At 57.6% G+C, this 24,517-nt stretch carries 17 protein-coding genes and 5 pseudogenes; 15 read left to right on the top strand and 7 right to left on the bottom strand.

Annotation, left to right across the window (positions count from 1 at the left end):
- The first annotated feature begins 32 nt into the window (after positions 1-32).
- A complete protein-coding gene (locus K6I40_RS05960; protein ID WP_222913685.1) occupies positions 33-1,352 on the top strand; it encodes a cation:proton antiporter in 1,320 nt (439 codons plus the stop codon).
- Positions 1,353-1,484: 132 nt separating this feature from the next.
- Here K6I40_RS05960 and K6I40_RS05955 read toward each other — a convergent pair.
- A pseudogene (locus K6I40_RS05955) lies at positions 1,485-1,802 on the bottom strand (integrase); the annotation flags it as partial.
- Between the two features lie 825 nt (positions 1,803-2,627).
- Here K6I40_RS05955 and K6I40_RS28115 point away from each other — a divergent pair.
- A pseudogene (locus tag K6I40_RS28115) lies at positions 2,628-2,792 on the top strand (catalase); the annotation flags it as partial.
- A gap of 1,035 nt (positions 2,793-3,827) precedes the next feature.
- Entirely contained in the window at positions 3,828-4,136 is a 309-nt protein-coding gene (locus K6I40_RS05945; protein ID WP_255681456.1) for a DoxX family protein, read from the top strand.
- 230 nt (positions 4,137-4,366) lie between these two features.
- Here K6I40_RS05945 and K6I40_RS05940 read toward each other — a convergent pair whose 3' ends face one another.
- On the bottom strand, positions 4,367-4,657 hold the full coding sequence (locus K6I40_RS05940) for a hypothetical protein (protein ID WP_255681455.1): 291 nt from the start codon (positions 4,655-4,657) through the stop codon (positions 4,367-4,369).
- Positions 4,658-5,265: 608 nt separating this feature from the next.
- On the opposite strand from K6I40_RS05940, the gene K6I40_RS05935 reads away from it, so the two are divergent.
- From K6I40_RS05935 to K6I40_RS28900, 3 genes are all read left to right on the top strand, one after another.
- Complete coding sequence (locus tag K6I40_RS05935; protein WP_222913679.1) at positions 5,266-7,554, top strand: amino acid permease; 2,289 nt, start codon at positions 5,266-5,268, stop codon at positions 7,552-7,554.
- Between the two features lie 50 nt (positions 7,555-7,604).
- A complete protein-coding gene (locus K6I40_RS28105) occupies positions 7,605-8,267 on the top strand; it encodes a DDE-type integrase/transposase/recombinase (protein WP_255681454.1) in 663 nt (220 codons plus the stop codon).
- A 305-nt stretch (positions 8,268-8,572) separates the two neighbouring features.
- Positions 8,573-8,872, top strand: coding sequence for a hypothetical protein (locus tag K6I40_RS28900; RefSeq protein WP_222913678.1), 300 nt, complete (start codon positions 8,573-8,575; stop codon positions 8,870-8,872).
- Positions 8,873-9,287: 415 nt separating this feature from the next.
- Here the strand turns inward: K6I40_RS28900 and K6I40_RS28895 are convergent, their stop codons facing one another.
- From K6I40_RS28895 to K6I40_RS05910, 3 genes are all read right to left on the bottom strand, one after another.
- Complete coding sequence (locus K6I40_RS28895; RefSeq protein WP_222914861.1) at positions 9,288-9,509, bottom strand: hypothetical protein; 222 nt, start codon at positions 9,507-9,509, stop codon at positions 9,288-9,290.
- Between the two features lie 250 nt (positions 9,510-9,759).
- On the bottom strand, positions 9,760-10,542 hold the full coding sequence (locus K6I40_RS05915) for an IclR family transcriptional regulator (RefSeq protein WP_222914859.1): 783 nt from the start codon (positions 10,540-10,542) through the stop codon (positions 9,760-9,762).
- A 188-nt stretch (positions 10,543-10,730) separates the two neighbouring features.
- Positions 10,731-11,696 carry a D-2-hydroxyacid dehydrogenase gene (locus tag K6I40_RS05910; protein WP_222914857.1) on the bottom strand — a complete coding sequence of 322 codons (966 nt, stop codon included), beginning with the start codon at positions 11,694-11,696 and terminating at the stop codon, positions 10,731-10,733.
- 171 nt (positions 11,697-11,867) lie between these two features.
- Here K6I40_RS05910 and K6I40_RS05905 point away from each other — a divergent pair, with 171 nt between their 5' ends.
- The 5 genes and pseudogenes from K6I40_RS05905 (at position 11,868) to K6I40_RS05885 (ending at position 17,057) form a co-directional block, all read left to right on the top strand.
- Positions 11,868-13,253, top strand: a complete 1,386-nt coding sequence (locus K6I40_RS05905) for an extracellular solute-binding protein (RefSeq protein WP_222914855.1) — start codon at positions 11,868-11,870, stop codon at positions 13,251-13,253.
- Between the two features lies 1 nt (position 13,254).
- Positions 13,255-14,184 carry a sugar ABC transporter permease gene (locus tag K6I40_RS05900; protein WP_222914853.1) on the top strand — a complete coding sequence of 310 codons (930 nt, stop codon included), beginning with the start codon at positions 13,255-13,257 and terminating at the stop codon, positions 14,182-14,184.
- Positions 14,181-15,014: a carbohydrate ABC transporter permease gene (locus K6I40_RS05895; RefSeq protein ID WP_222914851.1), complete on the top strand. Its 834-nt coding sequence runs from the start codon at positions 14,181-14,183 to the stop codon at positions 15,012-15,014. Before K6I40_RS05900 ends, K6I40_RS05895 begins: the two co-directional genes overlap by 4 nt.
- A gap of 11 nt (positions 15,015-15,025) precedes the next feature.
- Positions 15,026-16,206, top strand: a pseudogene (locus K6I40_RS28890) (ABC transporter ATP-binding protein).
- A gap of 65 nt (positions 16,207-16,271) precedes the next feature.
- Positions 16,272-17,057, top strand: a complete 786-nt coding sequence (locus K6I40_RS05885) for an inositol monophosphatase (protein WP_222914849.1) — start codon at positions 16,272-16,274, stop codon at positions 17,055-17,057.
- A gap of 527 nt (positions 17,058-17,584) precedes the next feature.
- Here the strand turns inward: K6I40_RS05885 and K6I40_RS28085 are convergent.
- Positions 17,585-18,219, bottom strand: a pseudogene (locus K6I40_RS28085) (DDE-type integrase/transposase/recombinase); the annotation flags it as partial.
- Positions 18,220-18,468: 249 nt separating this feature from the next.
- On the opposite strand from K6I40_RS28085, the gene K6I40_RS05870 reads away from it, so the two are divergent.
- The 3 genes from K6I40_RS05870 to K6I40_RS05860 all read left to right on the top strand — a co-directional run bounded on the left by K6I40_RS05870 (position 18,469) and on the right by K6I40_RS05860 (position 21,824).
- Positions 18,469-19,539: an alcohol dehydrogenase catalytic domain-containing protein gene (locus K6I40_RS05870; protein ID WP_222914847.1), complete on the top strand. Its 1,071-nt coding sequence runs from the start codon at positions 18,469-18,471 to the stop codon at positions 19,537-19,539.
- 104 nt (positions 19,540-19,643) lie between these two features.
- Positions 19,644-20,141: a universal stress protein gene (locus tag K6I40_RS05865; protein WP_222914846.1), complete on the top strand. Its 498-nt coding sequence runs from the start codon at positions 19,644-19,646 to the stop codon at positions 20,139-20,141.
- A 222-nt stretch (positions 20,142-20,363) separates the two neighbouring features.
- Positions 20,364-21,824 (top strand): sugar porter family MFS transporter, encoded by a 1,461-nt coding sequence (locus K6I40_RS05860; RefSeq protein WP_222914844.1) that lies wholly within the window; start codon positions 20,364-20,366, stop codon positions 21,822-21,824.
- A 120-nt stretch (positions 21,825-21,944) separates the two neighbouring features.
- Here K6I40_RS05860 and K6I40_RS05855 read toward each other — a convergent pair.
- Positions 21,945-22,449, bottom strand: a pseudogene (locus K6I40_RS05855) (PEP/pyruvate-binding domain-containing protein); the annotation flags it as partial.
- A gap of 990 nt (positions 22,450-23,439) precedes the next feature.
- Between K6I40_RS05855 and K6I40_RS05850 the strand changes: the two are divergent.
- The gene (locus tag K6I40_RS05850; protein ID WP_222914842.1) at positions 23,440-24,507 is read left to right on the top strand and encodes a Gfo/Idh/MocA family oxidoreductase; all 1,068 of its coding nucleotides are present in this window, start codon (positions 23,440-23,442) and stop codon (positions 24,505-24,507) included.
- The last annotated feature ends 10 nt before the right edge of the window (positions 24,508-24,517 follow it).

The raw sequence follows: 24,517 nt of genomic DNA, 5'->3' as shown, positions 1-24,517 counted from the left end.
ACGACGAATGTTCTTGCTCGAGGTGAGCGCTAGTGGCAACTGAAACGGCGCTCGTCGATGTCGGTATCCTCTTTGCCGCGGTCGCCCTCGCCGGCGTCCTCTCGAGTCGAATCGATCAGTCGGTCATCCCCTTTTATATCATCGTCGGCGTCTTGCTGGGATCGAACGTACTGGGCGAACTCCCCGCGCTCGTCGGCAGCGAGGTCGGAATCGGTGGGGTCGCCGTCACCGTCCCTGAGGTGACCATCGGGAGCGTCGATCTCTTGGCCGCAGTCGGTGGACTCGCACTCGGTGAAACCGACTTCATCGTCGTCGGCGCAGAGATCGGGATCGTCCTCCTCCTGTTCTTTCTCGGCCTCGAGTTCAACCTGAGCCGATTGATCGCGAGCAAAGACCGGATCGGCAAAGCGGGATCCGTCGATCTAGTCATCAACTTCGGTATCGGGTTGGTTTTCGGCTATCTCGTCTTCGGAAGCTTCCTTGCGGCCTTCCTTACGGCAGGAATCGTCTACATCTCCTCGAGTGCGATCATCACGAAGTCGTTGATCGATCTGGGCTGGATCGCCAACGATGAGTCCGAACCGATGCTCGGCACGCTCGTCTACGAGGACCTGTTCATCGCTATCTACTTGGCGATCACGTCCGCACTGGTACTGGGCGGCGGTGATATCGGTGAAGCCGCGGGACAGATCGGAATCGCGGTCGGGTTCATCCTTGCGTTGCTCGGGCTTGTCACCTTCGGGACCGGCTTCTTTCAGCGCTTTCTCGACGCCGACACGAATGAGTTCATCGTCGTCCGGGCACTCGGCGTTACGATCCTCGTCGCCGGCATCGCGCTTGCACTGGGTGTCAGTGAGGCCGTCGCCGCCTTCTTCGTGGGTATGGCCTTCTCTTCGACTGATCACGTCCACGACCTAGAGCAGCTTCTCGAGCCGCTTCGAGACGCTTTCGCGGCGATCTTCTTCTTTTGGATCGGGCTCGTCACCGATCCGGGGCTGTTCACGCTGTCGATTCTCGGGATGATCGTCGCCGCTGCGATTGTGACGACGCCGACGAAGATCGTGAGTGGTTACCTCGGTGGACGGATATACGGCCTCGACGACCGTCGATCGTTACGGGTCGGATTCGGAATGACCACTCGCGGCGAATTCTCGCTGATCATCGCAAGTCTTGCTCTCTCCGGGGCCGGAAGCGGCATGGCAGCGGAGACAGCGCAGACCATCTATGCCTTTACCGTCGGCTACGTCCTCGTTATGAGTATTCTCGGGACATCGCTCATGCAGTACTCAAGCCGCATCGAACCCGTCGCTGTGTCGCTGTTCGAACGGGCCCGCAGCGGAACTCACGGTTGACTAACAACTGAGCGGTCAGCGCCGAACTATTTTAATGGGAATTCATTTCACGAAGGCAAACAGATTAACCGGACAGAACTCCGCCGTTCCGATTTCTCACCAGCTGAACGGTACGTTCGTAGGCCGTGTCTTTCATTCCCCGTCGAACACTTCCGTATTATCCTCAGCCAGCTCGCTCGCTTCGATGTGTGAGTACATTTCACTCATCGTCTGTGGGTCGGCGTGGCGCAACGTCCGTTGCGCGGCGGCGGCCCCACGCTTACGATAGAGTTTTTCGCCGACGCCGCGGCGTGCTCCGTGCAGCGTGAGATAGCCGTCTTCATCGAGCCCAGGTACGTCGGCTTCATCCGATAGTCGCTTCAACAGCGTTCGAGCGCCGGAGGTGCTCATTAACGGCGGTTCGATACCCGTCTCGAGGACGTATTCCCACGGGTTGCCGTCGGGTTTGTCGTCACTGTCTGATCGCCTCATAGGATCGATCGACGAACGGTTCAATCCGTCTGTACGAGAGGCCAGCGTAATACAGAAATGCCGCGAGGACACGCCGCTCCGTCGGCGTGTTCTCACAGGGAAATACGCCCTGATGGAGAGCTTTTTCAACATACAGTTGGCGTTGTTCAAGCCATCATCTTACCTTTTCTCAACCGCTTCCTTCATGTTAAGGTTGGCACTCTCCCTTTTACTCTCCAACATGCTTTTAAGCCTTGTTTTGGCATTGAGATGCCATATCGGACAGCGTGTTTCCGAGGATTTGGTCAATACCGCGCCGTCGGCGGACGCTCCATGCCACCTTGCGGTCGGGGTCGTCTGCGTTTTCGGCTTGCGAGAGACGGGGAGATTGTTATTCCGCTCATTCTGATAGGTAGGACAAGCCGGTTGCGAGCGTCCGCCGACGGATGTGGGGTGATAATGCAGGCAGTGCGGATCACCGCAAAACTGCGAGCGGAACGGGTTTGTCGGTCGAACCGGCGGCTTACCGCACGCAGATTCCGCGTGGGTCGCGGGCGTATCGTTCGGCGACTCAACTCGACACTGATCTCAACCATGTCAGAAGATACCTCAGAATCAGGTGGCGGCGACGATGGATCGGACCGACCCAGAACGATCGACGATCGATCAACTGGTGAGGAGGACGGCGATTCGACTCGAGGGAAACGAACCGACGGCGGCGGGGCGGATGAGTCGAGGTCCGGCTCGGAGTCAGGCCAGGCCGAGACCAGCGACGCCCACGAGGGAGCCGTCGACGAGAACAGCAAGCAAGAACAGCTCGACGAGGTGCGCGAGAATCCCGAGGGCGAGGAGCTGACGACCGACCACGGGGTCAAAGTCAGCGACACGGACAACTCGCTGAAGGCAACCGAGCGCGGCCCCACCCTGATGGAGGACTTCCACTTCCGGGAGAAGATGACCCAGTTCGACCACGAGTCGATCCCGGAGCGGACACTTAGACGCCGCGTTGAATCGCAATCCGAACGGTTCGGCGGATTCATGTTGCACGAGAATTCTCTCTGGCCGGCTTTACAGAGACCACCAGTGGGGTGTTCTGGATGATAATAGACAATATCGCAAATTTGAATATTCTCCCGTCACCGCCTTTCGTGCCACTGACCATCGGCATTCGTTCGATTTTGCCGTAGTACGGGTCGGACGTCACATCGTTGCGGCAGTTAAGGGTCGGCGAAATGCAACTTCTAACTCGATAACCGAGAGAAGTCGCTCCGTTGCCTCATCGAATCTGTCGATCAGTCCCTCGAGACTCACGAGGTGCTTGTGGACCGTACTCTTCGCCAAGTCAAGCTGATCCGCGAGTTAGGTCATACCTGCCCCGTTCGTCCGTTTCGGTGATTCGATGATAGCGAACAATGTTTCGCCAGATTTGATGGGCCGTCCATCTGTATCCGGTTTTTTCATACGTCGTCTACACTATTGCGCTACCTATGTGATTTCCAATCCTTCGGGTGAATATCGTAGAGGAACAAACGGCATCTGTTCGCTGTCGAGAAACGCAACTCAATTGCATAGTTGGCAGTATCTTATCTGGTATAGGGCGAGATGTTTACATTGACATGTTGTAAAAATAGGATACAGATATTCATGTGAGTCATTATATAATAAAGGGGGAGGGAGAGTGATTTTTTGCATCTAAACTTTTGTTCTAAACCCCTCCAATAATATATAAGAGAGGGGATTCTCTGTGTTTCACGACAGCGAACGCACTGCGTTAGGAACTGACAAACCAGGCATAAGATACCAACGGAAATGGAATTTATGATCGACGAGAATACAGCGTAAGAGAGTTCGTTCAGTTGGCGATATTGGCCTGTGACCTAATGTTAATTAACGGTGAGTACCAAAAGCTATTATGGCTGCTCTAATCGGTCGCCTGACAGAATCGTACGAAGAACCCGTCTATTCCGTATTTCGTATTCTTGTCGGGCTATTATTCATGCAACACGGTGCCCAGAACTGTTCGGTTTGTTCGGTGGTGTTGATGGAAGCGGGAGCACCGCATCGCTGATTAGCATGTCTGGAATTGCTGGCATCATTGAGTTGGTCGGCGGCCTCCTTATCGCAATTGGAGTGCTAACCCGGCTTGTTGCACTCATCACGACCGGAGAGATGGTCGCCGCCCAATTCATCGCCCACATACCGGAAGGAGTAGTTCCAATTCAGAACGGAGGAGAGCTCGGCTTGCTCTATCTCGCAGTGTTTCTCATCCTCACCGTGTATGGGAGTGGGCGTTACAGCGTTGAACACTTGATTCTCGGCCGCGAACTCATCTAACTGGAGCATTGTCTTCAGTTCACTTCTATCTATCATTTGTCCGTTTCTCTCGCCCGACGGAAAATTCGGGTAGATCGTCCGCCAGCAACCCCAGTCCCTCATGGGACTGGCAGAAGTAGCCGTACACCCTCTCGCCGTCGAATGTGTATTCGGACATTGACCCTCCTTTTGTAAGATACCGCTGTCCCAGCCATCCACATCGTCGGGAATTCGCTGTGGTTTCTCCGCACCTATATGGTACGCGGTCGTCGTGTGACTCCCGCTCTGCAGTGGTTACGTGAATGTGCCGCCAGGTTCGATCCAGACAAGTGGTGTCCGTCGTCGGAGACCATCTCGATGTTGGTGTTCTCAGACGGACTTTGGAGTCCTTCGCCGTCATGGCTACGCGATCCGAGGTCCGTGACCGGACTCCCATCAGGATCGAGCGCCCACCAGACGTCGTTGAGGCCCTGACATTCGACATCACCCAACACCTCGTCGCGAGCGAAGTAGTACAGCGGCCAGCCGTTCGCCACCTGCATTGACCCGTCCTCGTTCCGTTTCAACGCCAGGAGCGGTCGACAGACCATCGAGTACCGATGTAAGCCACGTCACAGAGTCAGTGCTTGCGAAGTTACTCAACACTGTTGTGACAAGAAAGACCGGCCGCGAAAAAGACTCGCTCATTCGACGTCGAGTGGTGTATCGACCTCGTCTTCCCTTGACGAACTCCGCGAGAAGGCACTGTCTAGATAAGAGAACCGCAATACAGGGGGTGATGAAGTGACGGTATCGACTGTAACACTACCATATTGGATCTGATATAGGCGGACTCTGTTCTACGAGCAGCGATAATTCGGCTGCTTCAGCAAACTTTCCATAACCAGTGACAATTTCAGATCTCACCGGTAACGATGTAACAGGCTCTGAAATGCCCCTATGCGTCGGAATAGAGTAACTAGACAGTGCCGGCTTCAACAGAGCCAAAATTGCGGATACAGTAATACAATCCGGAGATTTATCAGTGCCTCCTCCCCAAGTCCGATTCAATGAACGTCCGAAATCGTATCTACGATCCGCAGAGGCGGCTGGTATCGAATAGATCGCCAGGATCGGCGAGTGAGACAGCGCTATGCGGTGGTGAACTCACGTGAGCGCCGACGAAGAACTCGCAAAAGATCTCGGACTTCTCTCGGCGATCGCTATCGGCATCGGGACGATGATTGGGGCCGGTATCTTCGTCCTACCGGGCACCGCTGTCGCACGAGCGGGCCCGCTCACGGCACTCACGTTCGTCATCGGCGGAGTCACAGCACTGTTCACAGCGCTGTCAGCTTCAGAGTTGGGGACAGCGATGCCCAAATCCGGCGGCGCCTATTTCTACATTAACCGTGCACTCGGTCCGCTATTCGGATCCATAAGCGGGTGGGCCAACTGGCTCGGATTGGCCTTTGCATCCGCGTTCTATATGTACGGGTTCGGCGAGTACGTCAACCAACTTGTAGGCGCGCCAGCGCTCGCACTCGGCCCGGTGACGATATCAGCGGCCCAGACGATCGGGCTCGTCGGTGCAGCGCTCTTTATCGCAATCAACTATATGGGTGCCAAGGAGACTGGCGGCCTTCAGATCGGCATCGTGCTCACACTACTGGCCATTCTCGGCGTCTTCACCGTCGTTGGGCTCCTGAACGCCGACCTCGAGTCGTTGCGACCGTTCGCGCCGCCGGGGACGACCGGCGAGGTGCTCCCGGTGACCGCCATTGTCTTCGTCTCCTATCTTGGCTTCGTTCAGATCACTTCCGTCGCCGAGGAGATCAAAAACCCCGGCCGGAACCTCCCGCTTGCAGTCATCGGATCGGTCGTCATCGTCACGGTCGTTTACGCGCTGTTTCTCGTCGTGCTACTGGCGGCGGTTCCGAACGAACTTGTGGCGAACAACGACACCGCCGTCGTCGAGGCTGCCGAGTTGCTGTTCGGCCAGTACAGCGTCTTTGGCGTAGGCCTGGGTACGCTCGGCTGGGGACTGTTGTTGCTCGGCGGCCTGCTCGCGACAGCCTCGAGCGCGAATGCGTCGATCCTCTCATCGTCACGGATCAATTTCGCGATGGGACGGGAAAAGATTATCTCTCCATCAGTCAACGAAATACACCATCGATTCGGGACGCCGTACAAGTCGATCCTAATCACTGGTGCACTCATCATTGCCTTCCTCCTGTTCGGCAACCTCGAGATACTGTCGACGGCCGGCTCGGTGCTTCACCTGATCGTCTACGGCCTGTTGAACATCGCGTTGATCGTCATGCGGGAGGCCGAACCGGCCGACTACGATCCCGACTTCGAGGTCCCGCTGTACCCATTTGTCCCGATCATTGGGACGATTTCGTCATTCGCACTGATCGCGTACATCGAACCGTTTGTCATTCTGCTCTCGGCCGGACTCGTTATTTTCGCGGGAATGTGGTATCTGCTGTACGCACGTCAGCGCGTCGAGAACGCCGGCGTGTTCGTCAACTGGATCCTTGATCGCTCCGAAGAAATGCCCGACGCGGCGGTGGCCGCGGCCGACTCGATCCGACCTGCAGCTGCCGGTGTTGCGGACGGCGGCGATTTCCGCGTGATGGTTCCATTGGCAAACCCCCGAACCGAAAAAGAGCTCATCACACTCGGCGGTGCTATTGCAAAGCAACGTGGCGGCACGATTCACGCAGTTCATATCGTACAGATTCCTGACCAAACGCCGCTCGAACGCGCTGAACAGAACGATCGGATCCACGCCGAATCAGAGAAATTGCTCGGACAGGCTCGCTCTGACGCCGAAACGTTCGGTGTTCCCATTAAGACACATACAGTGCTCTCACACCGATCATTCGAAGAGGTTTTCGACGCCGCTCGCACCTTCGACGCAGACCAGGTCGTCATGGGTTGGGGATCTGCCTCTCACGGTCGTGTCGAGTCGCGTCTCGATGAATTGACCCATGATCTCCCCTGTGACTTCTTGGTACTGAAAGAGCGCGGATTCGATCCCTCGCACATCTTGTTGCCAACTGCCGGCGGTCCCGACTCGGTGCTCGGGGCAGAGGTCGTCCAGTTGCTTCGCAACGAGTTCGATTCCCGAGTGACACTCCTGCATGCCCTATCCGAAGATGAATCATACGAGGAGGGCGAGCAATTCCTCGAAGAATGGGCAGCCGAGAACGGTCTCACCGACGCCGAACTAATCATCGACGATCGGAACGTCGAGACCGCTATCGCTGATACAGCCACGGATGCGACACTATTGGTGATCGGCGCAACCGAGCAGGGGCTATTGTCGCGGCTGGTTCGAGGATCGCTGGTCTTAGATGTCCTTGATGATATCGAGTGTTCGGTGTTACTCGCCGAGACGGCTCGCAAGCGGACTCTGCGCGAACGTCTACTGGGTATTAAGGAAGAGGAGTGACATCCTCCCCGGCGTAAACGCCGGGGCTTCCCGTACCGCAGGTGGGATATTTGCAGATCGACGGCGAGTGGTCTTGGTGGTATGATGCAATAGACCTTGAGTTAAAGTTAATCCTCGGCGTCGTGTTGTTTGGTCGGCACGGCACTGATCCGGCAGCCGCATTTCTCCAGAAACTTCGCGAGAAACATGATATCTCGGATGCTGAGTTTCTTGTCGATCAATTTGGCTACTGGACTGCCCCTCTCCCGAGTAGGACTGAGCGGTCGGGTCAACTATACCAACCGAAACCTCATCGAACGTGGTTTCACACCCTCAAAATACGCGTTGACCGCTTCCATAATTCATCGGTGGGCAGTCGGGCGAGCGTCCGAGAGTGGCTTGAACAGTTCGTGCATTACTACAACCACCAAAGACCGCATCACGCTCTCGACGGAAAAGTATCAGTTGAGGAGATTCAGACTAGACAGTGCCGGATGGACAACAGTATCAATCCAGAAATAAATGATTTCTATGAAAACCTCCATCTGACCCCAAACAACGGCACTTATATCGCTGTCTTCGGTAAATTACAAGGAAATCTCATGTTGAAGACGCCCTGTTTCTCGCCGATTCAGCGCTGTGACTCAACGCTGCACTTCACGACCAAGGGCTCCTATTTCGATACGGATAACAGGGAAATCGGAACGCTACGGAACGTGACTACCAAATGGTAAAACGGCATACCTCTCTGATTTCAAACTGGTTCTGCCACGCGAAGCCGTCGACAGCAGAATAATGCTACCGAACCTTCTCCGTCCGGCACAATGCTACAAATCATACCCCCTTTCATCGAGTCAGCGAGATTGACTCGTCGAGATTCAAGAGAATAGTACATTAGGATTGACATCGTCCTATCTGTCTCTTCCGTTTAATTTTTGGATATTTATTATACTAAACTCAAGTAGCGTCTAATAGGAGTTGAGACGAGAGCATGCGCGTTTCCTATCAACATACGGATATTCAGAGCAGAAACGAGTCCATGCTCCTCCGATTTACGACCGATAATGGGGCACGCATCTGCGTGCTCGTCGATGCCGGCGACGATGTTGATATAGATTCGCTGCTCGCAGACGACGAGTATCTGAACGGAATCCTTCTCACGTATGCGCATATCGACCACTATCGAACGCTCGCGAGAAATGTTCGACACAACGCGCCGATCGACACGTCGCCGGCGACAGCGACCGTCTTCGAGCACGCACTACTGGAAGCCCAGAAGGACAACAATATCGGGGACGTCTCCACTGCTCTGGATGCGCTCGATCCGATCGACGACTGAATATCGATTCTCCCCAACCTCGAGGTCCGACCCGTCGCTGCCGGTCATACGCCCGGTGCAGCCGGCTTCGTATCCGCTTCCGCGACTAGAACGCAACTGACGAACTCTTAGACGGCGAGCAGCATCTCCTAGCGACCGGCGATTTCACGACTCAACCCTGTGGGGCTTTTCGGGACTGGCTCCGACTTTTCCGTTCGATATTGATGCCGTGCTCCTGAACGCCTCGACTGACGACTCGTATCCGACTGCGCTCAACGAATCGTTATAGACCGTTCTCAAGCGAGTACGCCGGCTTGCGGATCGTCGTCGCGACGAGTTCCCTGACCGGCGTTCACTATGCGACACTGGTCGGACATATCACGGAGAAGTTCGATCGAGAAGTACCAGTCACGCTCGTCGGTCAGGCCGCCAAACTCTATACCGCACTCGAGTTAGACGTCTCGGAGTCGAGACGACGGACGTGTTCGATAGGGCTGACGGGATACTCGAACAGGAGGGATGACGATCGCCGGCCCGGCGCGTCGTCTACATTCGGTGAGACTCGCCTCGAGAGCACGACGACTATCACCGATGGCAGACATCCACCGTGGACGACGAGGAATGCGGCCGTCGAGACGGAATCCTGTTGTCCAACCATCCTGAACGGAGGATGCTTGGTAATAATAATTCTATCCGATAATTCATAATAAAAACGTAATATACCGGCGATGAGGGAATATTACACGTCTCGGCGGAAAGAGATCGATCTCGAGACGGATGGGTTACAGACATATGTTTGTAAAATAATCGCTCTAGAACTGTCATATGTATGTCCAGTTCCGTTTCCGTCCAACATTGCTGTACGGATCCGGACCACTTTACTCATTTTGGGGAGCAGGAACTCGAGGTCAATAGTGCGAGTAGCGAAGTTCGATCACGTTCGCTGCCTTCTCGACCGCTGCGACGAGTTCCTCGAACCGGTCGTGCTCGTCCAAGTGGTTCTTCGGCCCAGAAACCGATACGGCGCTAATGACTTCGTCCGATCGTCGATCCATGATCGGCGCGCCGATCGTGAGAACGCCCTGCCTCCGATCCTGGTCCTCGACGGAGTAGCCGCGTTCACGGATGTCCTCGAGTTCGGCGAAAAGTTCGTCGACGTCCGTGATGGTATGCTCGTTCGCCCGCGGCAACCCGTGGGTGTCGACGATCGATTCGACGCGACTCGTCGGGTAGTGGGCCAACATCGCCTTGCCGAGGGCCGTCCAGTGCATGTGCGCGTACTCTCCGATCGGTGCGTTGTCGTGGATAGCGTCTGGCCCCTCCGATTTGTAGAGGAGGACTCGCAGTCCGTTCTCTTCGATCCCGAGATTCGCAACCTCACCGGTTTCAGATCCGAGCTTGTCCACTTCCGGTCTCGCGACTTCGTACAGTCGCGATCGATTTCTGTGATCCCCGCCGTATTCCAGAAACCGGTAACTCAACGTGTACTCGCCGTCGTCTTGCACGACGAAGCCCTGATCCTGTAACGTCTGCAGATAGACGTGAACGGTACTTTTGGGGAACTCGAGTTGCGTCGTCAGTTCTGAGACTCCCGCTTTCCCCGTTTGTCTCAGCTGCTCGAGAACGGTAAAGGCCTTCTCGACCGATCCGAGCGTGTTGTTCGGCGTCGATTCCGGTGAGCTGTCGATCATATTTCCGTCATCGGTTCGCACTCTTTTAACGATACCTCTCGTTGGCGAGCGGCCGAACTGCTGTTTCTAGACATTGATCCGAGCTGGGGTTCGTAAGCCGAGAGCCCGTTTGTTTTTTCGTTCTCTCAGGAGCAGTCGAAACGGGAGTATCGCGATACGTCTACCAATTGTCTGTTATTAGCCGTCGATCAGACGAGGTTCGTGAGGCTCCCGGTATCGCCCGTCTCGGATAGTTTCGTCACGTTGTCGGCGACGATATCGGCCAATCGATCCCAGTGTTTCGGACTGTGGCCCGCGTTGTGCGGAGTGATAATGACGTTCTCGAAGCGCCACAGCGGGTGATCTGCGGGGAGCGGCTCGGGATCGGTCACGTCGAGTGCGGCCCCGTCAATCTGATTCGTCTGGATCGCGGTCACAAGCGCGTCGGTGTCGATGATCTTTCCACGACCGACGTTGATTACCGTCGCGTTCGGGGGCAGCGTCTCGAACTCGTCGCTCGAAAGCAGTTCGCGCGTCGTCTCCGTCAGCGGCGCGGCGATGATCAGGTACTCGGTCCGGGCCAGCGCGTCGTGGACGTCTTCGCGGTCGAAGCCCACGACTTCGTCCGTCGGTCCTCCTTTCTCGGGCGTGTATCTGATCCCGATCGTCTCGACGTCGAACCCGGAGAGCCGTTCGACGACGGCCGTTCCGATCGCGCCGAGTCCGACGACGGTGACCGTACTCCCCATCAGTTCGTCACCCTGGTAGTGACGCCACTCGCGTCGGCGTTGCTGTCTCAGTCCGGTTCGGAGCTGTCGCGAGAAGGTTAGCACGTAGCCGAGGACTTGCTCTGCGATGTTCGGTGCGTGGATTCCGGAGGCGTTGGTGACAGCAACGTCCATCTCCCGCAGGGTGTCGAGCGGCAGGTGATTGTAGCCCGCGGCGACGCCCGCGAACAGCCGGAGGTTTGCTGCGTGCTCCAGCAGACTCTCATCGATGTCGACGCCAGTGACGACCGTGGCGTGCTCGATGAGGTCGCGCTCTTCTGCCGGAGTCCGGGCGAGCCTCACGTCGTGGTCCGGTAGTTGTGCGTCGAGTAAGTTGGCGTACTCGCGCGCTGGCAGTCCGTGCGTATCGGAGCGTAGGACGAGAACGTCCGGTGTATCGTTGCTCATGAGTAGACTCCGCCGACGGGAGAACGGTGACTCTCCCGCGACAGTGTGCTAACGAACTTGCGGTGGGATTATTAATCCTATCCAACCGGCAGCGCTGTCGACGGTGTCTCCATGATTATTATTCATCATCTCACCCGAATGTTTATTAGAGTCGATACTGCATGTGGCTGTATGGCAGGCCAGATGCAAAGACGCCAGTTTATCGCAGCTGCCGGTGTCGCCGGGGTTGCAGGGTCAGCAGGCTGCCTCAGCGATATTGTCGACCGGTCGAACGGCGCGAGTAGCTCCAACGAGTACTGGGAGTACTTCCACTCGCAATCGGAGGTCGCGGCGGAATTGATGGAGACCACCGTCGAGACGTTCCAGCGCGAGCAGGACACACAACTCGAGATGAACTGGTCGAACTGGAACGACATCAACGGTGGCAAGTGGAAGAACAACATCCAAAACGGGAATCGGCCGCTTCTCTACGACTCGACGAACTCGCTCACCGGTCAGTTCATCGAACCCGGCTGGGTCAAACCCGTCAGCGAGTACAGGGATAGACTCGACGACGAGGCGCTCGAGAACGTCGAGTGGGCACTGGAGATGGCCCGGAGCTGCTATCGCGGCTTCGACGAGGAACTGTACGAGATACCCGTCGGCCTCGAGGTCGGTGCGCCCTTTATCGCGCGGGCGGATCACTTCGAAGCGGCCGGCCTTTCGATTGAAGACGACTTTCCGCCCGAGGATTACGAGCATCTCGTCCAGTTGGCGACCCAGCTTCAGGAGGACGGCCCGGGCGAGTACGGGTTTCAGATCTACGGCGAGCACGGCGACGTCACCGACGAGGCGCTCGTGACGTGGACCGCCTCGAAGGGCGGATACGACGGGATGTATCTCAACGAGGACTGGTCGGACGTCAACTACGACAACGAGATCTGGAAGGAAGCGACCAGACAGTACGTCGACCTTTACCGTGAGCACGGACTCTCCTCCGCCAAGGCGGCGACGGCGTCGAACGAAGGCGCCGCCCAGATGCTCATTCAGGGGGAGGTGAGTATGTATCAGGGGAGCACGAAGGGCTTCGGCCAGTTCATGAGCCGCGCGGAAGACATGATCAGGGACGGAACCATCGTGTTCGGGCCGCCCTGGGAGGGCGACGCGGGCAACCGCGGCGACTTCTTCACGCAGTGTGCCGCGCTCATGCGAAAGCCCGACGGCGTCCCGGAAGATGTCTGGCAGGAACGCGAGGAGATGGCCATCCAGTGGATCAACAAACTGCTCTCGGCGGACTTCCAGCGGGAGGTGCCGAAGTCGCTTGCGACGCTCCCCGTTCGGCGAGACGTGTGGCCGGAGCTCGAGGACGACGAGGTCCTCTCCCGGAGTAATTACATCTCGACGCTCGAGACGACCGTCGAGGGGATGGAACACGGGTGGTCGAGCCACCCCGAGATGAACGCGATTCAGTACAACATCGCCGGACCGAGGTTCCAAGAAGCGGTCCGCGGCAAGATCAGTCCCGAGGAGGCCTGCGACCTGACCGCCGAAGAAATACGCAATCAGGTGGATATCTAACATGTCGACACGGAACTTACTCGACGTCGGTGGCAGAACCGAGCGCTACCGAACGGTGCTCTCAGAGAACTGGTTCGCGTATCTGCTGATCACGCCGGTGTTGCTGTTCCTGGTCGCGCTCATGTGGCTCCCCTTTATGCAGGGAATCTACATGAGCTTCAACGAGTGGCCCTTCGGCGGCGAGCCGACGTGGGTCGGGCTGGCGAATTACGAGTTCCTGTTCCAGTGGGAGCCGTTTTACACGTCTCTGAAGGCGACCGTCATCTTCTCACTGACGACGGTGTTTCAGCTGGCCGTCGCGCTCGCGGCGGCACTCGCCGTCCGGGAACTCCGCCGCGGGAAGAGTCTCGTCAGCGCGGCGTTTCTGCTCTCGTACACGATGCCGCCGCTGGTGATCGGGACCATCTGGGCGTACCTGCTCGAGCCCGACTTCGGCCCCGTCTTCGGCTTCCTTACCGAGTGGAACGTCCTCGAGTCGACGATCTACTGGGGTAGCAGCGGACCCATGTCGCTCGCGGTCGTGATGTTCGTGACGACGTGGACGTTCTGGCCGTTCATGTTCCTCATCATTTCGGCCAGCCTCGAGAGCATCCCGGAGGAACTGTACGAGAGCGCGCGTATGTACGGCGCGGGACCGCTCCAGACGTTCCTGCGGGTGACGCTTCCGCAGCTGAAAAGCGCCATTCTGGTGGCTCTGAGTATCCGAATCATCTGGAACATGACCAAGATTTCGCAGGTGCTTCAGATCACGAACGGCGGACCGGGATACGACACGTCCATCCTCGCTGTGTTATTGTATCAGTTCGCCTACGGGCGGGGCCAGATGGGCGTCGCGTACGCCATCGGAATCATCCTACTCGTGATGACCCTCGGCTTCGTCTTCGTGTTCATCCGTGAGTTCGAGCGCGCAAGCGAGGGGGCGGGAGCATGAGTGCGACCGGCTACGACGCGACCAGTGTGACGCTGAAAGCGACCGCGTACGGCGTCGTCGCGTTTCTCGTGCTCGCGAACCTCGTTCCGCTCCTGTTCATCCTCTCGGTGTCGTTCATGCCGCCGAGCGAGTTCTTTACCGATCCGCACCTCGTTCCGTACGAGCCGACGCTGGAGGCGTGGACGAGCGGGTTCGAGGACCTGCGGGGCAATCTCGTCAACAGCTTCCTGATCGGTGCGGGCACCGCGTTGCTGGCGCTCGCCATCACGATCCCGGGTGCCTACGCGTTCGCCCGGAAGGAGTTCTACGGGAAAACGACCGGCTTCTACGCGATCATCTCGGCGATGATGTTCCCGTACATCCTTCTGGTCATCCCGATCATGGACCTGTGGACCGCGCTCGGGATTTATAACACCATCTTCGGGATGATTCTGGCGTACCAAGTGTTCGTCACCCCGTTTTCCATCTGGATCCTTCGGGACTTCTTCGAAAATCTCCCGACTGACATCGAGGAGGCCGCACAGGTGTACGGCTGTACGCAGTTCACGGCGTTCGTTCGAGTCATCCTCCCGCTGGCGGCCCCCGGCATCGTCGCCGTCGGATTCCTCGCGTTTCTCACGGGATGGAACGACTTCCTCTTCGCCAACCTCCTGACCACCGGCACGGGGCCGGTTCCGGCCGTGCCGGTCCTGTACGGCACCATCGGTGGCGGGTCAGGTGAACGAGTCTACTGGGGGAAACTGATGGCCGAAACGCTCATCATCGGCACCCCACCGACGATTATCTACCTCGTCGCGCGCAACTACCTGGAGAGTGCGTTCAACGTATGAGTCGAGAACCCATGAAACAGACGGAAGACACCAGTTCGGATACCCGAACGGAACGATCGGCAGAATCGCACAGTAACCAGACCTCCGTCGGCGCGAGCGTCTCGGGCAACCGAATTCGACTCGACGGCGTCCGAAAGACGTTTAACGATGGTTCGGTCGTCGCCTGTGACGACGTGAACATCGAGATCGACGAGGGCGAGTTCGTCGTGCTCGTCGGCCCGTCCGGCTGCGGGAAGACGACGACGCTTCGGTGTATCGCAGGGTTGGAGGAGCCGGATCGAGGCGACATCACCGTCGATGGCGAAGACATCACCGGATTGAAATCCAAAGACAGGAACCTCGCGTTCGTCTTCCAGAGCATCGCGTTGTTCCCGCACATGAGCGTCCGGAAGAACATTCGATTCGGATTAGACATGAACACCGCCCTCTCGAGCGAGGAGAAGACGCGCCGCGTCGAGGAGGTCGCGGAAACGCTCGGCCTCTCCGAGACCCTCGATCGGAAACCGTCGGCGCTCTCGGGCGGCCAACAGCAACGTGTCTCGCTCGGTCGCGCGATGGTAATGGAGCCGCGGGGTTCCTGCTCGACGAGCCGTTCTCGGCGCTCGACGCGAATCTCCGCGACCACATGCGCGTCGAGGTCAAGAAGATCCAACGAGAGCTGAACACGGCGATGATCTTCGTGACGCACGATCAAGAGGAGGCGATGACGCTCGGAGACAAGATCGTCGTGATGAACGAGGGGTACGTCCAGCAGATCGGCACACCATACGAGATCTACAACGAGCCGAATAATAAGTTCGTCGCGGGCTTCATCGGATCGCCGTCTCCCAATCTCATCGAGTGCACCGTCGAGCGGACGGACGACGGGTTCGAACTCGTGTCCGACTTCGCCGCGATCCCGGCCACGGAGACGCAGGCCGATCACCTCGAGCAGTACGTCGGTGAGACGGTGGTCTACGGGATTCGACCGGAGTATCTGGATCTCGAACTCGACCGAGGGGCGTTCGTCGCCGACCTCGACGTCGTCGAACCCCTCGGTGACCGGGACGCCGTCCACCTGTCTGCGGACGGCACCGATCTGTCGGCGGTCACGCCGCAAGGCGAGATCTCGAGGGAGACTGAGCGGGTTTACGTCGACTTTCAGACCGAGGAGTCGTGGCTGTTCGAGGAGGACGGAACACGAATCGTCTGATCGCTCCCTTTCTCGGGGATTTCGCCACAGTTTACTCGCACCAGTCACGAACACTACAGATCACAATGACACGACCTGACACAGCGTACGAAGCGGCGGTCGAAGGGGCCGAGATCGCGCACGGCCACTTCCGCACCGACTTGGACGTAGAAATCAAAGACTCGAAGATGGACTTCGTCACCAGAGCGGATACCGAGACGCAACACCGCGTCATCGAAATTATTCGCGACGCGTATCCGAACGCGACTATCGTCGGCGAGGAAGATGACGAGTTGAAGTCCGTTCCCGAGGACGGCAACGCATGGGTGATCGATCCGATCGATGGAACGACGAATTTCGTCCGCGGGACACGGCTGTGGACGACGACTGTCGCCGCCGTCCGCGACCACGAGACCGTCGCAGCAGTGACCGTTGCCCCGGCGCTCGGCGATACGTTCGTAGCGGATGCCGACGGCGTAACCCTGAACGACGAACCGATCGCCGTTAGTCCCCGAACGGATCTCGAGCGGTTTACCGTCGCACCGATCCTTCGGTACGGTCCCGAACGCGACCAACAGTTCGGCGACCTCCTCCGGGAGCTGATACGCCAGTTCGGCGACCTGCGTCGGTTCGGCTGCGCGCAAGTGACACTCGGCATGGTCGCTTCCAGCGCGCTCGATGCGGCCGTGTCCCTGCAACCGGACCCGAACCCGTGGGACACCATCGCCGGCATCGCGCTGGTCGAACAAGCCGGCGGGTCGGTAACCGACATCGAGGGGAATCCCTGGAAACCGGGTTGTGAAGGGGTCGTCGCGTCGAACGGGAACGCCCACGACGAGGTCGTCGAACGCGTGAGGAGAGCGGTGACGTAATCGAACCCTCGTTCGCTCAGAATTTGTGGCGAGTTGCGCTTGCTTCCTGCCGCTCGTCGTTTCGGCGGGTACATGCCGGATATCTCGAGTACCGCCACACCGATAACAGAGTGTGGCTGGTTTCCGTTCGTTGAAGCGGTATCGCCGCGACGAAACGTGGATTACTCGAGAGCAGTCACACACCGCTCTCTCCGTCCATCGGCTACGCACCGGTCCCATGTTATTCATCATATATACGTATAGATAGCCCTGTCTAGATAAGGAAAACCGCAAGACGTAGTGATGGTAAACGTCTGCTGAAACCTGTGAAGATACTATATATTCCCTGATATAAGTGGAACTAGATCGATGAGCGGCGAAGATTCGGCTTCTTCAGTATACTTTTCACGATAAGTATGTCTCTCATTGCGCATCAAAGGTGCCCCGACAGCCACTGAAGCGCCGATATACGCTAGTAGCGCTCAACTAGACAGTTCCTATATAGAGAATATTTAAAATATGTTATTGTTCTATCTATACGGCACTGTCTAGTTCTGAACCTCCTCGACTGACGCTTTTCCGTCGAGAGCGTGATGCGGTCTTTGATAGTTGTAGTGATGCACGAACTATTCAAGATACTTGCGAACACTCGCCCGACTATCTACCCACGAGTTATGGAAGCGGTCAACGCATATCTTGAGAGTATAAACCATGTTTCGATAAGGTTTCGGTCAGTATAGTTGACCCGACCGCTCAGTCCGACTCGGGAGAGGGCAGTCCGATAGCCGAATTGATCAACAAGAAACTCAGCCTCGGAGAGATCGTGTTTCTCACGGAGTTTCTGGAGAAATGCAGCCGCCGGATCAGTGCCGTGCCGACCAAATAACGCGACGTCGAGAATCAACTTTGATTCAGTATATATTGCGATATACACACAAGGCTACTCGCCGTTGATTTTGACAGTGGTTTCGTCAACAGCGACCCGCGACGGTGTCGCCGTCCTCAGAACGCTTTGCGTTCTGCTGTCGAGGCGAATCGAAGATTCGCCGACCATTAGAGCGCAACGTGCTCCAAGAGGCCGCACGAGAGCTTTGTTCTCGTGGACGTCCGCGGGTCGCATCCGCTATCAGCCAGCCGATGTACCCAACCCCAGACCGCTCCATGAGACCGTTCAATCCCTAATTTAGCGAGAATCGTTGTTGTCTCTCGAAGCGAACAACTGGCCTGATGGAGACGGACGGCGAACGCCTTCACGGGCGTTGCCGTCCGCTCGTTCTCCCAAAATTCTTCTAAATTCGCCGCATAGCTCTCGCTGAGCAGGTCTGCGAGCGTTTTAGCCAATTCACTCAACAACCTGTTCATTTCTCAAACTGGCTCAACTAGACAGTGCCTGGGAAACCTATATATATCATGCGAGAACAATTGGTGAGAAATGGACGCTATCGCATTCTTTCCGGATGAGTCGGAACTGCGCGTCATCCAGAGAGAGACCCCATCTCCCGATGACGGAGAGGTACTGATCCGAACGATCGCCGTCGGAATCGACGGGTCAGACAGGCGAATCGCAGCCGGTGAGATCGGCGGCGACGTTCCAGCTGGCGACGACTATCTCGTGATCGGTCACGAAGCGGTCGGCGTCGTCGAAGACGCCAACGGAACCGAACTGGATGAAGGGGATGTCGTCGTTCCTCTGGTGCGCCGTCCAGTCGATCGTGGGTCTCGGTTCGCCGAAAACGGCGAACTCGACATGGCGCCGCCGGGGATGTTTCACGAGCGCGGAATCACGGGAATGCACGGCTACATGGCAGAATATTTCACGAGTGATCCGGCGTATCTCGTCTCCGTCCCCGAATCCCGTGCCGAGTACGGGTTCTTCGTCGAACCGGCGAGTATTCTCGAGAAATCGCTCGACCAAGCGATTGCGGCGCGGTCGGCGTTCGACTGGCGACCCGAGACCGCCTTCGTGCTCGGGAACGGTAACCTCGGCCTGCTTGCGCTCGCTCGTCTTGAGACGGGTACCGAATTCGCACAGACGTACTGTCTCGGGCGACGTGATCGTCCGGACTCGACGATCGACTTCATCGAAGCCATCGGTGGCACGTACGTCGATTCACGAGAGGTACCCGTCGCTGACTTCGCCGATGAACACATTCCGGCCGATTACGTTTTCGAGACCACTGGCTACCCCGAACACGCTGTCGATGCGGTTCACGCGCTGGCACCGAACGGTGTCGCGACCGTTCAGGGAATCCCGGACGAATCGGCCTCGTTTGATGTTGACTGCGGTGAGTTCCATTCGGAACTCGTCGTCAGCAACAAGGCACTGCTCGGTGTTGTCAATGCACGCAGGCCACATTTCGAGGCCGCTGCAGAGTGGCTCGGCACGGTATCGGAATCAGTCCTGGATGAACTCGTAACCGGTATCTATGGACTTGACGAGATTGAGGCGGCATTCGCCGACTCGCCTGAGACGCTGAAATCGGTCGTCTCGTTTGATCGGTAGACAACACAGATACTTGTCCTCCGTCTATTTCTCATATAAATTACGCCAAGATGATCAGAGACACAGTTACTTATTTATGTTCCAATGATTAGAGATACACCAAGATGAACGCGGACTCAGCAGACGGTGGTAACTCAGACATATCCGGACTCAAAACCATCCTCCTCGCCGTCAGCGGAAGCGATGAAAACCGTGTCGACGACCTCGTTGACGTCATCAAAGAGATCGCCTTGCCAGTGGACGCCGCGGTTACCGTCGTCTATATGTTCGACTCGGATTCACACAAAGAAACCATCCAGAACATCTCCAAGAATCCGGATGAATATATTGGTCCTGACGAGTTAGCGTCGCAGATGACCGTCGTCGAAGCGATTGCTGATCGACTCGAGGAGGCATCGATCGACTACGAGGTCCGCGCCGCTACCGGCACGAAGGGAGACAGTATCGTAAACATTGCAGCGGAAAGCAATACCGATCGTGTCGTTATCGGTGGTCAGAGTCGATCTCCGACCGGAAAGGCGCTCTTCGGAAGCAGGGTACAGAAGGTGCTGTTGAACGCCCCCTGTCCGGTCACGTTCATTCGCGAGCAGGAGCGTCGATAATCCGGCCCCGAACTGGAAGCGACTCTACTCGCCGTTCTTCGGTCTGTTTAGCCGATTAATCTCGTTTCCCCTCGAGAGAAACGGGTAGGAGGTATCAAAGAGTTTATTTGGTAGATCCACATGATCCGCTATTATGGGATCGATGACCATGGTATTCGGTAGTACCGTGTCTACGAGACTTTGTCTCAGGGTAACTGTCCTCGGCCGCAATCGTCTTATCAAATGAATCCGATTCAGCGACTCTTGCCGACCGAGGACGAGGATATCGGTCTCTTCGTTATTATATTGTCCGCCCTCGCCGCGCTGAACGGGCTGCTCTTCGGGTTCGATACCGGCGTGGTCTCTGGGGCATTACTCTACATGTCCGAAACGTTCCCGCAACTCGAGGCGAACGCGTTCCTCCAGGGAACGGTCGTCAGCGGCGCGATGGTCGGTGCGATCGTTGGAGCAGCCTTCGGCGGTCGCCTTGCGGACCGCCTCGGACGGCGACGACTCATCCTGCTCGGAGCCGTCCTCTTCTTCGTCGGCTCGTTCATCATGGCGGTCGCGCCCACGGTCGAGATTCTGATCGTCGGCCGACTCCTCGATGGAGTCGGGATCGGCTTCGCTTCCGTGGTTGGTCCGCTGTACATTTCGGAGATCGCACCGGCGAAGATCCGGGGGTCGCTCGTGACGCTCAACAACGTGGCTATCACGGGCGGTATCCTCGTCTCGTACATCACGAATCAGATCGTCGCGAGTCTGGCCATCGGTGCCGGGCTCTCGTGGCGAATCATGCTCGGACTCGGCATGGCCCCCGCTGTGGTCCTGTTCGCCGGTATCTTCTTCATGCCCGAGAGTCCCCGATGGCTCGTCGAACAGGGACAAGAGCAGCAGGCGCGCTCCATTCTGAGTCGCGTCAGGAACGGGGCGAACATTGACGCGGAGATGGAGGACATACTGCGCATGTCGAAACGCGACGAAGGCGGCTTTCGCGACCTCCTGCAACCGTGGCTCCGACCGGTCCTGATCGTCGGCCTCGGTCTCGCGGTCTTGCAGCAGATAACAGGAATCAACGCGGTGGTCTACTACGCGCCGACGATACTGGAGTCGTCCGGCTACAGCGATATCGCCTCCCTCTTCGGGACGATCGGGATCGGGTCGATCAACGTCTTGCTGACGATCGCCGCGGTTTTCCTGGTCGACCGGGTCGGCCGTCGACCGCTGTTGCTCGTCGGCCTCGTCGGGATGTTCGCCTCATTGACCGTCCTCGCCGCGGCGTACGTTCTCCCCGGGATGGGAGGAGTCATCGGCCCCGTCACGATCGCGAGCCTCATGCTGTTTGTCGCCTTCCACGCGGTTAGCCTCGGATCGGTGGTCTGGCTGGTTATCTCCGAAATCTTCCCGCTCAACGTCCGCGGGGCCGCGATGGGCGTCACGACGCTGGTCCTCTGGTTCGCTAACTTCCTCGTCGCACAGTTTTTCCCATCGTTGTTCGAGATCGGCCCTACTGTCGCGTTCGGGGCGTTCGCGGGTATCACGGCGGCCGGACTCGTCTTCGTTTACGCGTTGGTTCCGGAGACGAAAGGTCGGACACTCGAGGCGATCGAGGCCGACCTTCGCGAGACCGGCGTCGCCGACGAAGATCTGGCGCTCAGTGAGCAGGCTGATCAGTCTGACCACGTCGAGTACGTAGACGACTGATCCGTTCCGAACGTTTCGGGACGCGATCGAAATCGAGAGTGACATTCGTCCGTCGATTCCTTCGAGCGCGGGAGCGGTGATCGAGACGATGGGTACCGAAACTGCCGCTCGTCCGGCGCGGCTATGATCGAACCCCTGCTCCTGACGGTAGTAGATTGCTCGCTGGGTAAACAGCGAGGCCCAACACTCTCGAACGCGGTTCAGCAGATCTTCTTCAGTGATGTTGGGGAAGGTCTCCTGTTGGCCCGCAAACGAGGCGTCGGGCAGGTCCTCGGCCGTCGCCGACGACCGAACCGTGACGAACGCCTCGCCGTCGCCGACCTCACGTAGCCCTCGAGGATCTCCTCGCGCAACTCGTCGGGGAACGGGGTCTCGAGAATGAGTTCCTGTGCGCGGTCGGCCGCATCGGCCAGCGCGGCCGAGTCGTCGACGTCGATGTCGACGGCCGTGAACAGTTCCTCGTCAATCTCTGCTTCTTCGAGAAACGATCAATAGGTCCCGGCGGTTACGACGAATCCCGGTGGGACGGGCAGCCCGCGCCCGTCAACTCACCCAAGGAGGCACCTTTCCCGCCGACCGTCTCGAGGTCATCACCGCTGATCTCGTCTAACCAGAGTACAGCCATCTAGACGGACCAAACGACTACTCTATCACGGTTTTCGGCTTTCGTACTGACGCTCCGAACACGGGTCGATCGAGTGACGCGAAGGGCTGGAACCCGTTTGCGACGCTCAAACACGATTTCCGTCCGACTGCGGATATACCGATGGATTATACAACAGTATGTCTGTAAAGGAACGTGCCACGGGTCGGAGTTCGGTTTGATAGCTATAGATGAACCGCACGGATCAATGGGGGCACACGAACGGATCGATTTACTGTCCCACGTCCGTCACCGTGCTCGAACCACGGTACTCCCGGTCGAGTGATGGATTTTGCGTCTCCGTTCAGGGGTTCCGAGACGAGAGCCGATCGTGGACACGCTTCCGACAGTCACTGTTTACGTGTTACAAACGCGACAGCGGCGATAGTCAACGTGGCTGATTGTCCCGGGCCGGATACCGTGAGCGAAACGTTCCGAGGCAGCTGGGTCTGACAGTCGGTCTCGAGAAGAGAGGGCGACCAGCATGGATTCCCGTTATCCGTTTATCCGCTGCATTCGTATCAGAGGAACGTCGAGAACGGGGATGGAGAAGTTGTCAACGGTTCTCCGTTGGTGTAGCCTCCGAGATAGTGCGTAACAGGAATGTCCGGCTACGTTCGCTCGTCATGAACTGACCGTCGACGGGCCGCCCGACAGTGACCGGACTCGTCGTACCGATAGCGTTTCGCCGTAGATTCGACGCTTGCGTTCAGTTGTGGGAGCGTACCAGTGAGACGTGTCTCTTCTTCCTCGCATACCGAGCTATAGAGTCACTGAAACAATCCACACGCTGGTCGTACAGCCGTCATGCGGTTAGGTGTGAAGCGGCTACTAGAGTCGTTGCAGCCTCTCGCCACGCAGTCGTTTGACTGTTGCAAACACGAAGTGAACAGATGTCCGCATCTCGAGACGGAGGCCACGAAACAGCACACCGAGGGAAGCTTTTAGTCCCCACTCTTCGAACCGGAGGGTATGAAGTTCGGTATCATCGGCTGCGGAACCATTGCACAGATCATGCACATCCCAAACCTCATCGAAGTTCCGGAGGCAGAACTCACGGCGATGTGCGATCCCGCGGAGAACGTGACGACAACGCTCGGAGATCGGTACAACGTCCCGCCGGACCAGCGGTACACCGAGCCAAGTCGGCTGATCGAGGAGCGCGCAACTGACCTCGACGCGATCATCGTCACCACGCCGATGCAGACCCACGCTGATATCGTCGAGACGGCACTGGACGCCGGATTGGACACCCTCGTCGAGAAACCACTCGCCGTCACGCCGGCCGACGCTGACTGGTTAGCCGAGACCGCCGAGCAGAGCGATGCGACGGCGATGGTCGCGTACAATCGCCGGTTCGAACTCGCGTACGAGCGATTGGCCGACGAACTCACCGAAATAGAACAGATCGACAGTATCACAGCCTATGCCGTCGATGCCGACTTCTCGAAGTCGCTCCCGGATATCTACGATCTGGTCGAGCCGGAACTTGACGCCGAGTTCATCGAACGGAGTTCCGACCGCCGACTCGAGCAGTGTAAGCAGGCCATTGACACTGACGATGACGAACTTGCCGCGGCATACGACTTTCAGCTCGAGCACGTCTGTCACGACATCAATGCGCTTCGCGGGTTGTTCGGCGACATCGTCTCGATCGACCACGTCGACTTCGTCCGCGACGGGTACTTCGGCACTGCACACCTCACGTTCGAGGGCGGCGAACGATGCGTGCTTCAGACGGGCGATTCCGAACGACACTGGCACGAGCAGTTCCTGCGGGTCGACGCGCCGGATCGGATGCTTCAGCTCGAGTTCGACCATCCGTTCATCAAGTACAACTCGGCGACCCTCTCCATTCGGCAAGGAACGGCGGAAACGGTTGATTCTCAGTACAGTCCAACCCGCGAGGAAAGCTTCAAACGAGAGCTAGAGCGGTTCATGGCGTGTGTCCGTGGCGAAGCGGAGGTTCCCACACCGATTGCCGAGGCGCGCGACGATATCGAGGTGATCGCGTCGCTGTTCACACAGTCCCGCGACTAACGTCTCGTCG

Source organism: Natrinema sp. SYSU A 869 (assembly GCF_019879105.1).
In the GTDB taxonomy this organism is placed as follows: Archaea; Halobacteriota; Halobacteria; order Halobacteriales; family Natrialbaceae; genus Natrinema.
Note: the sequence above shows the minus strand (reverse complement) of the source record. Positions and strands in the feature narration are given on the sequence as shown.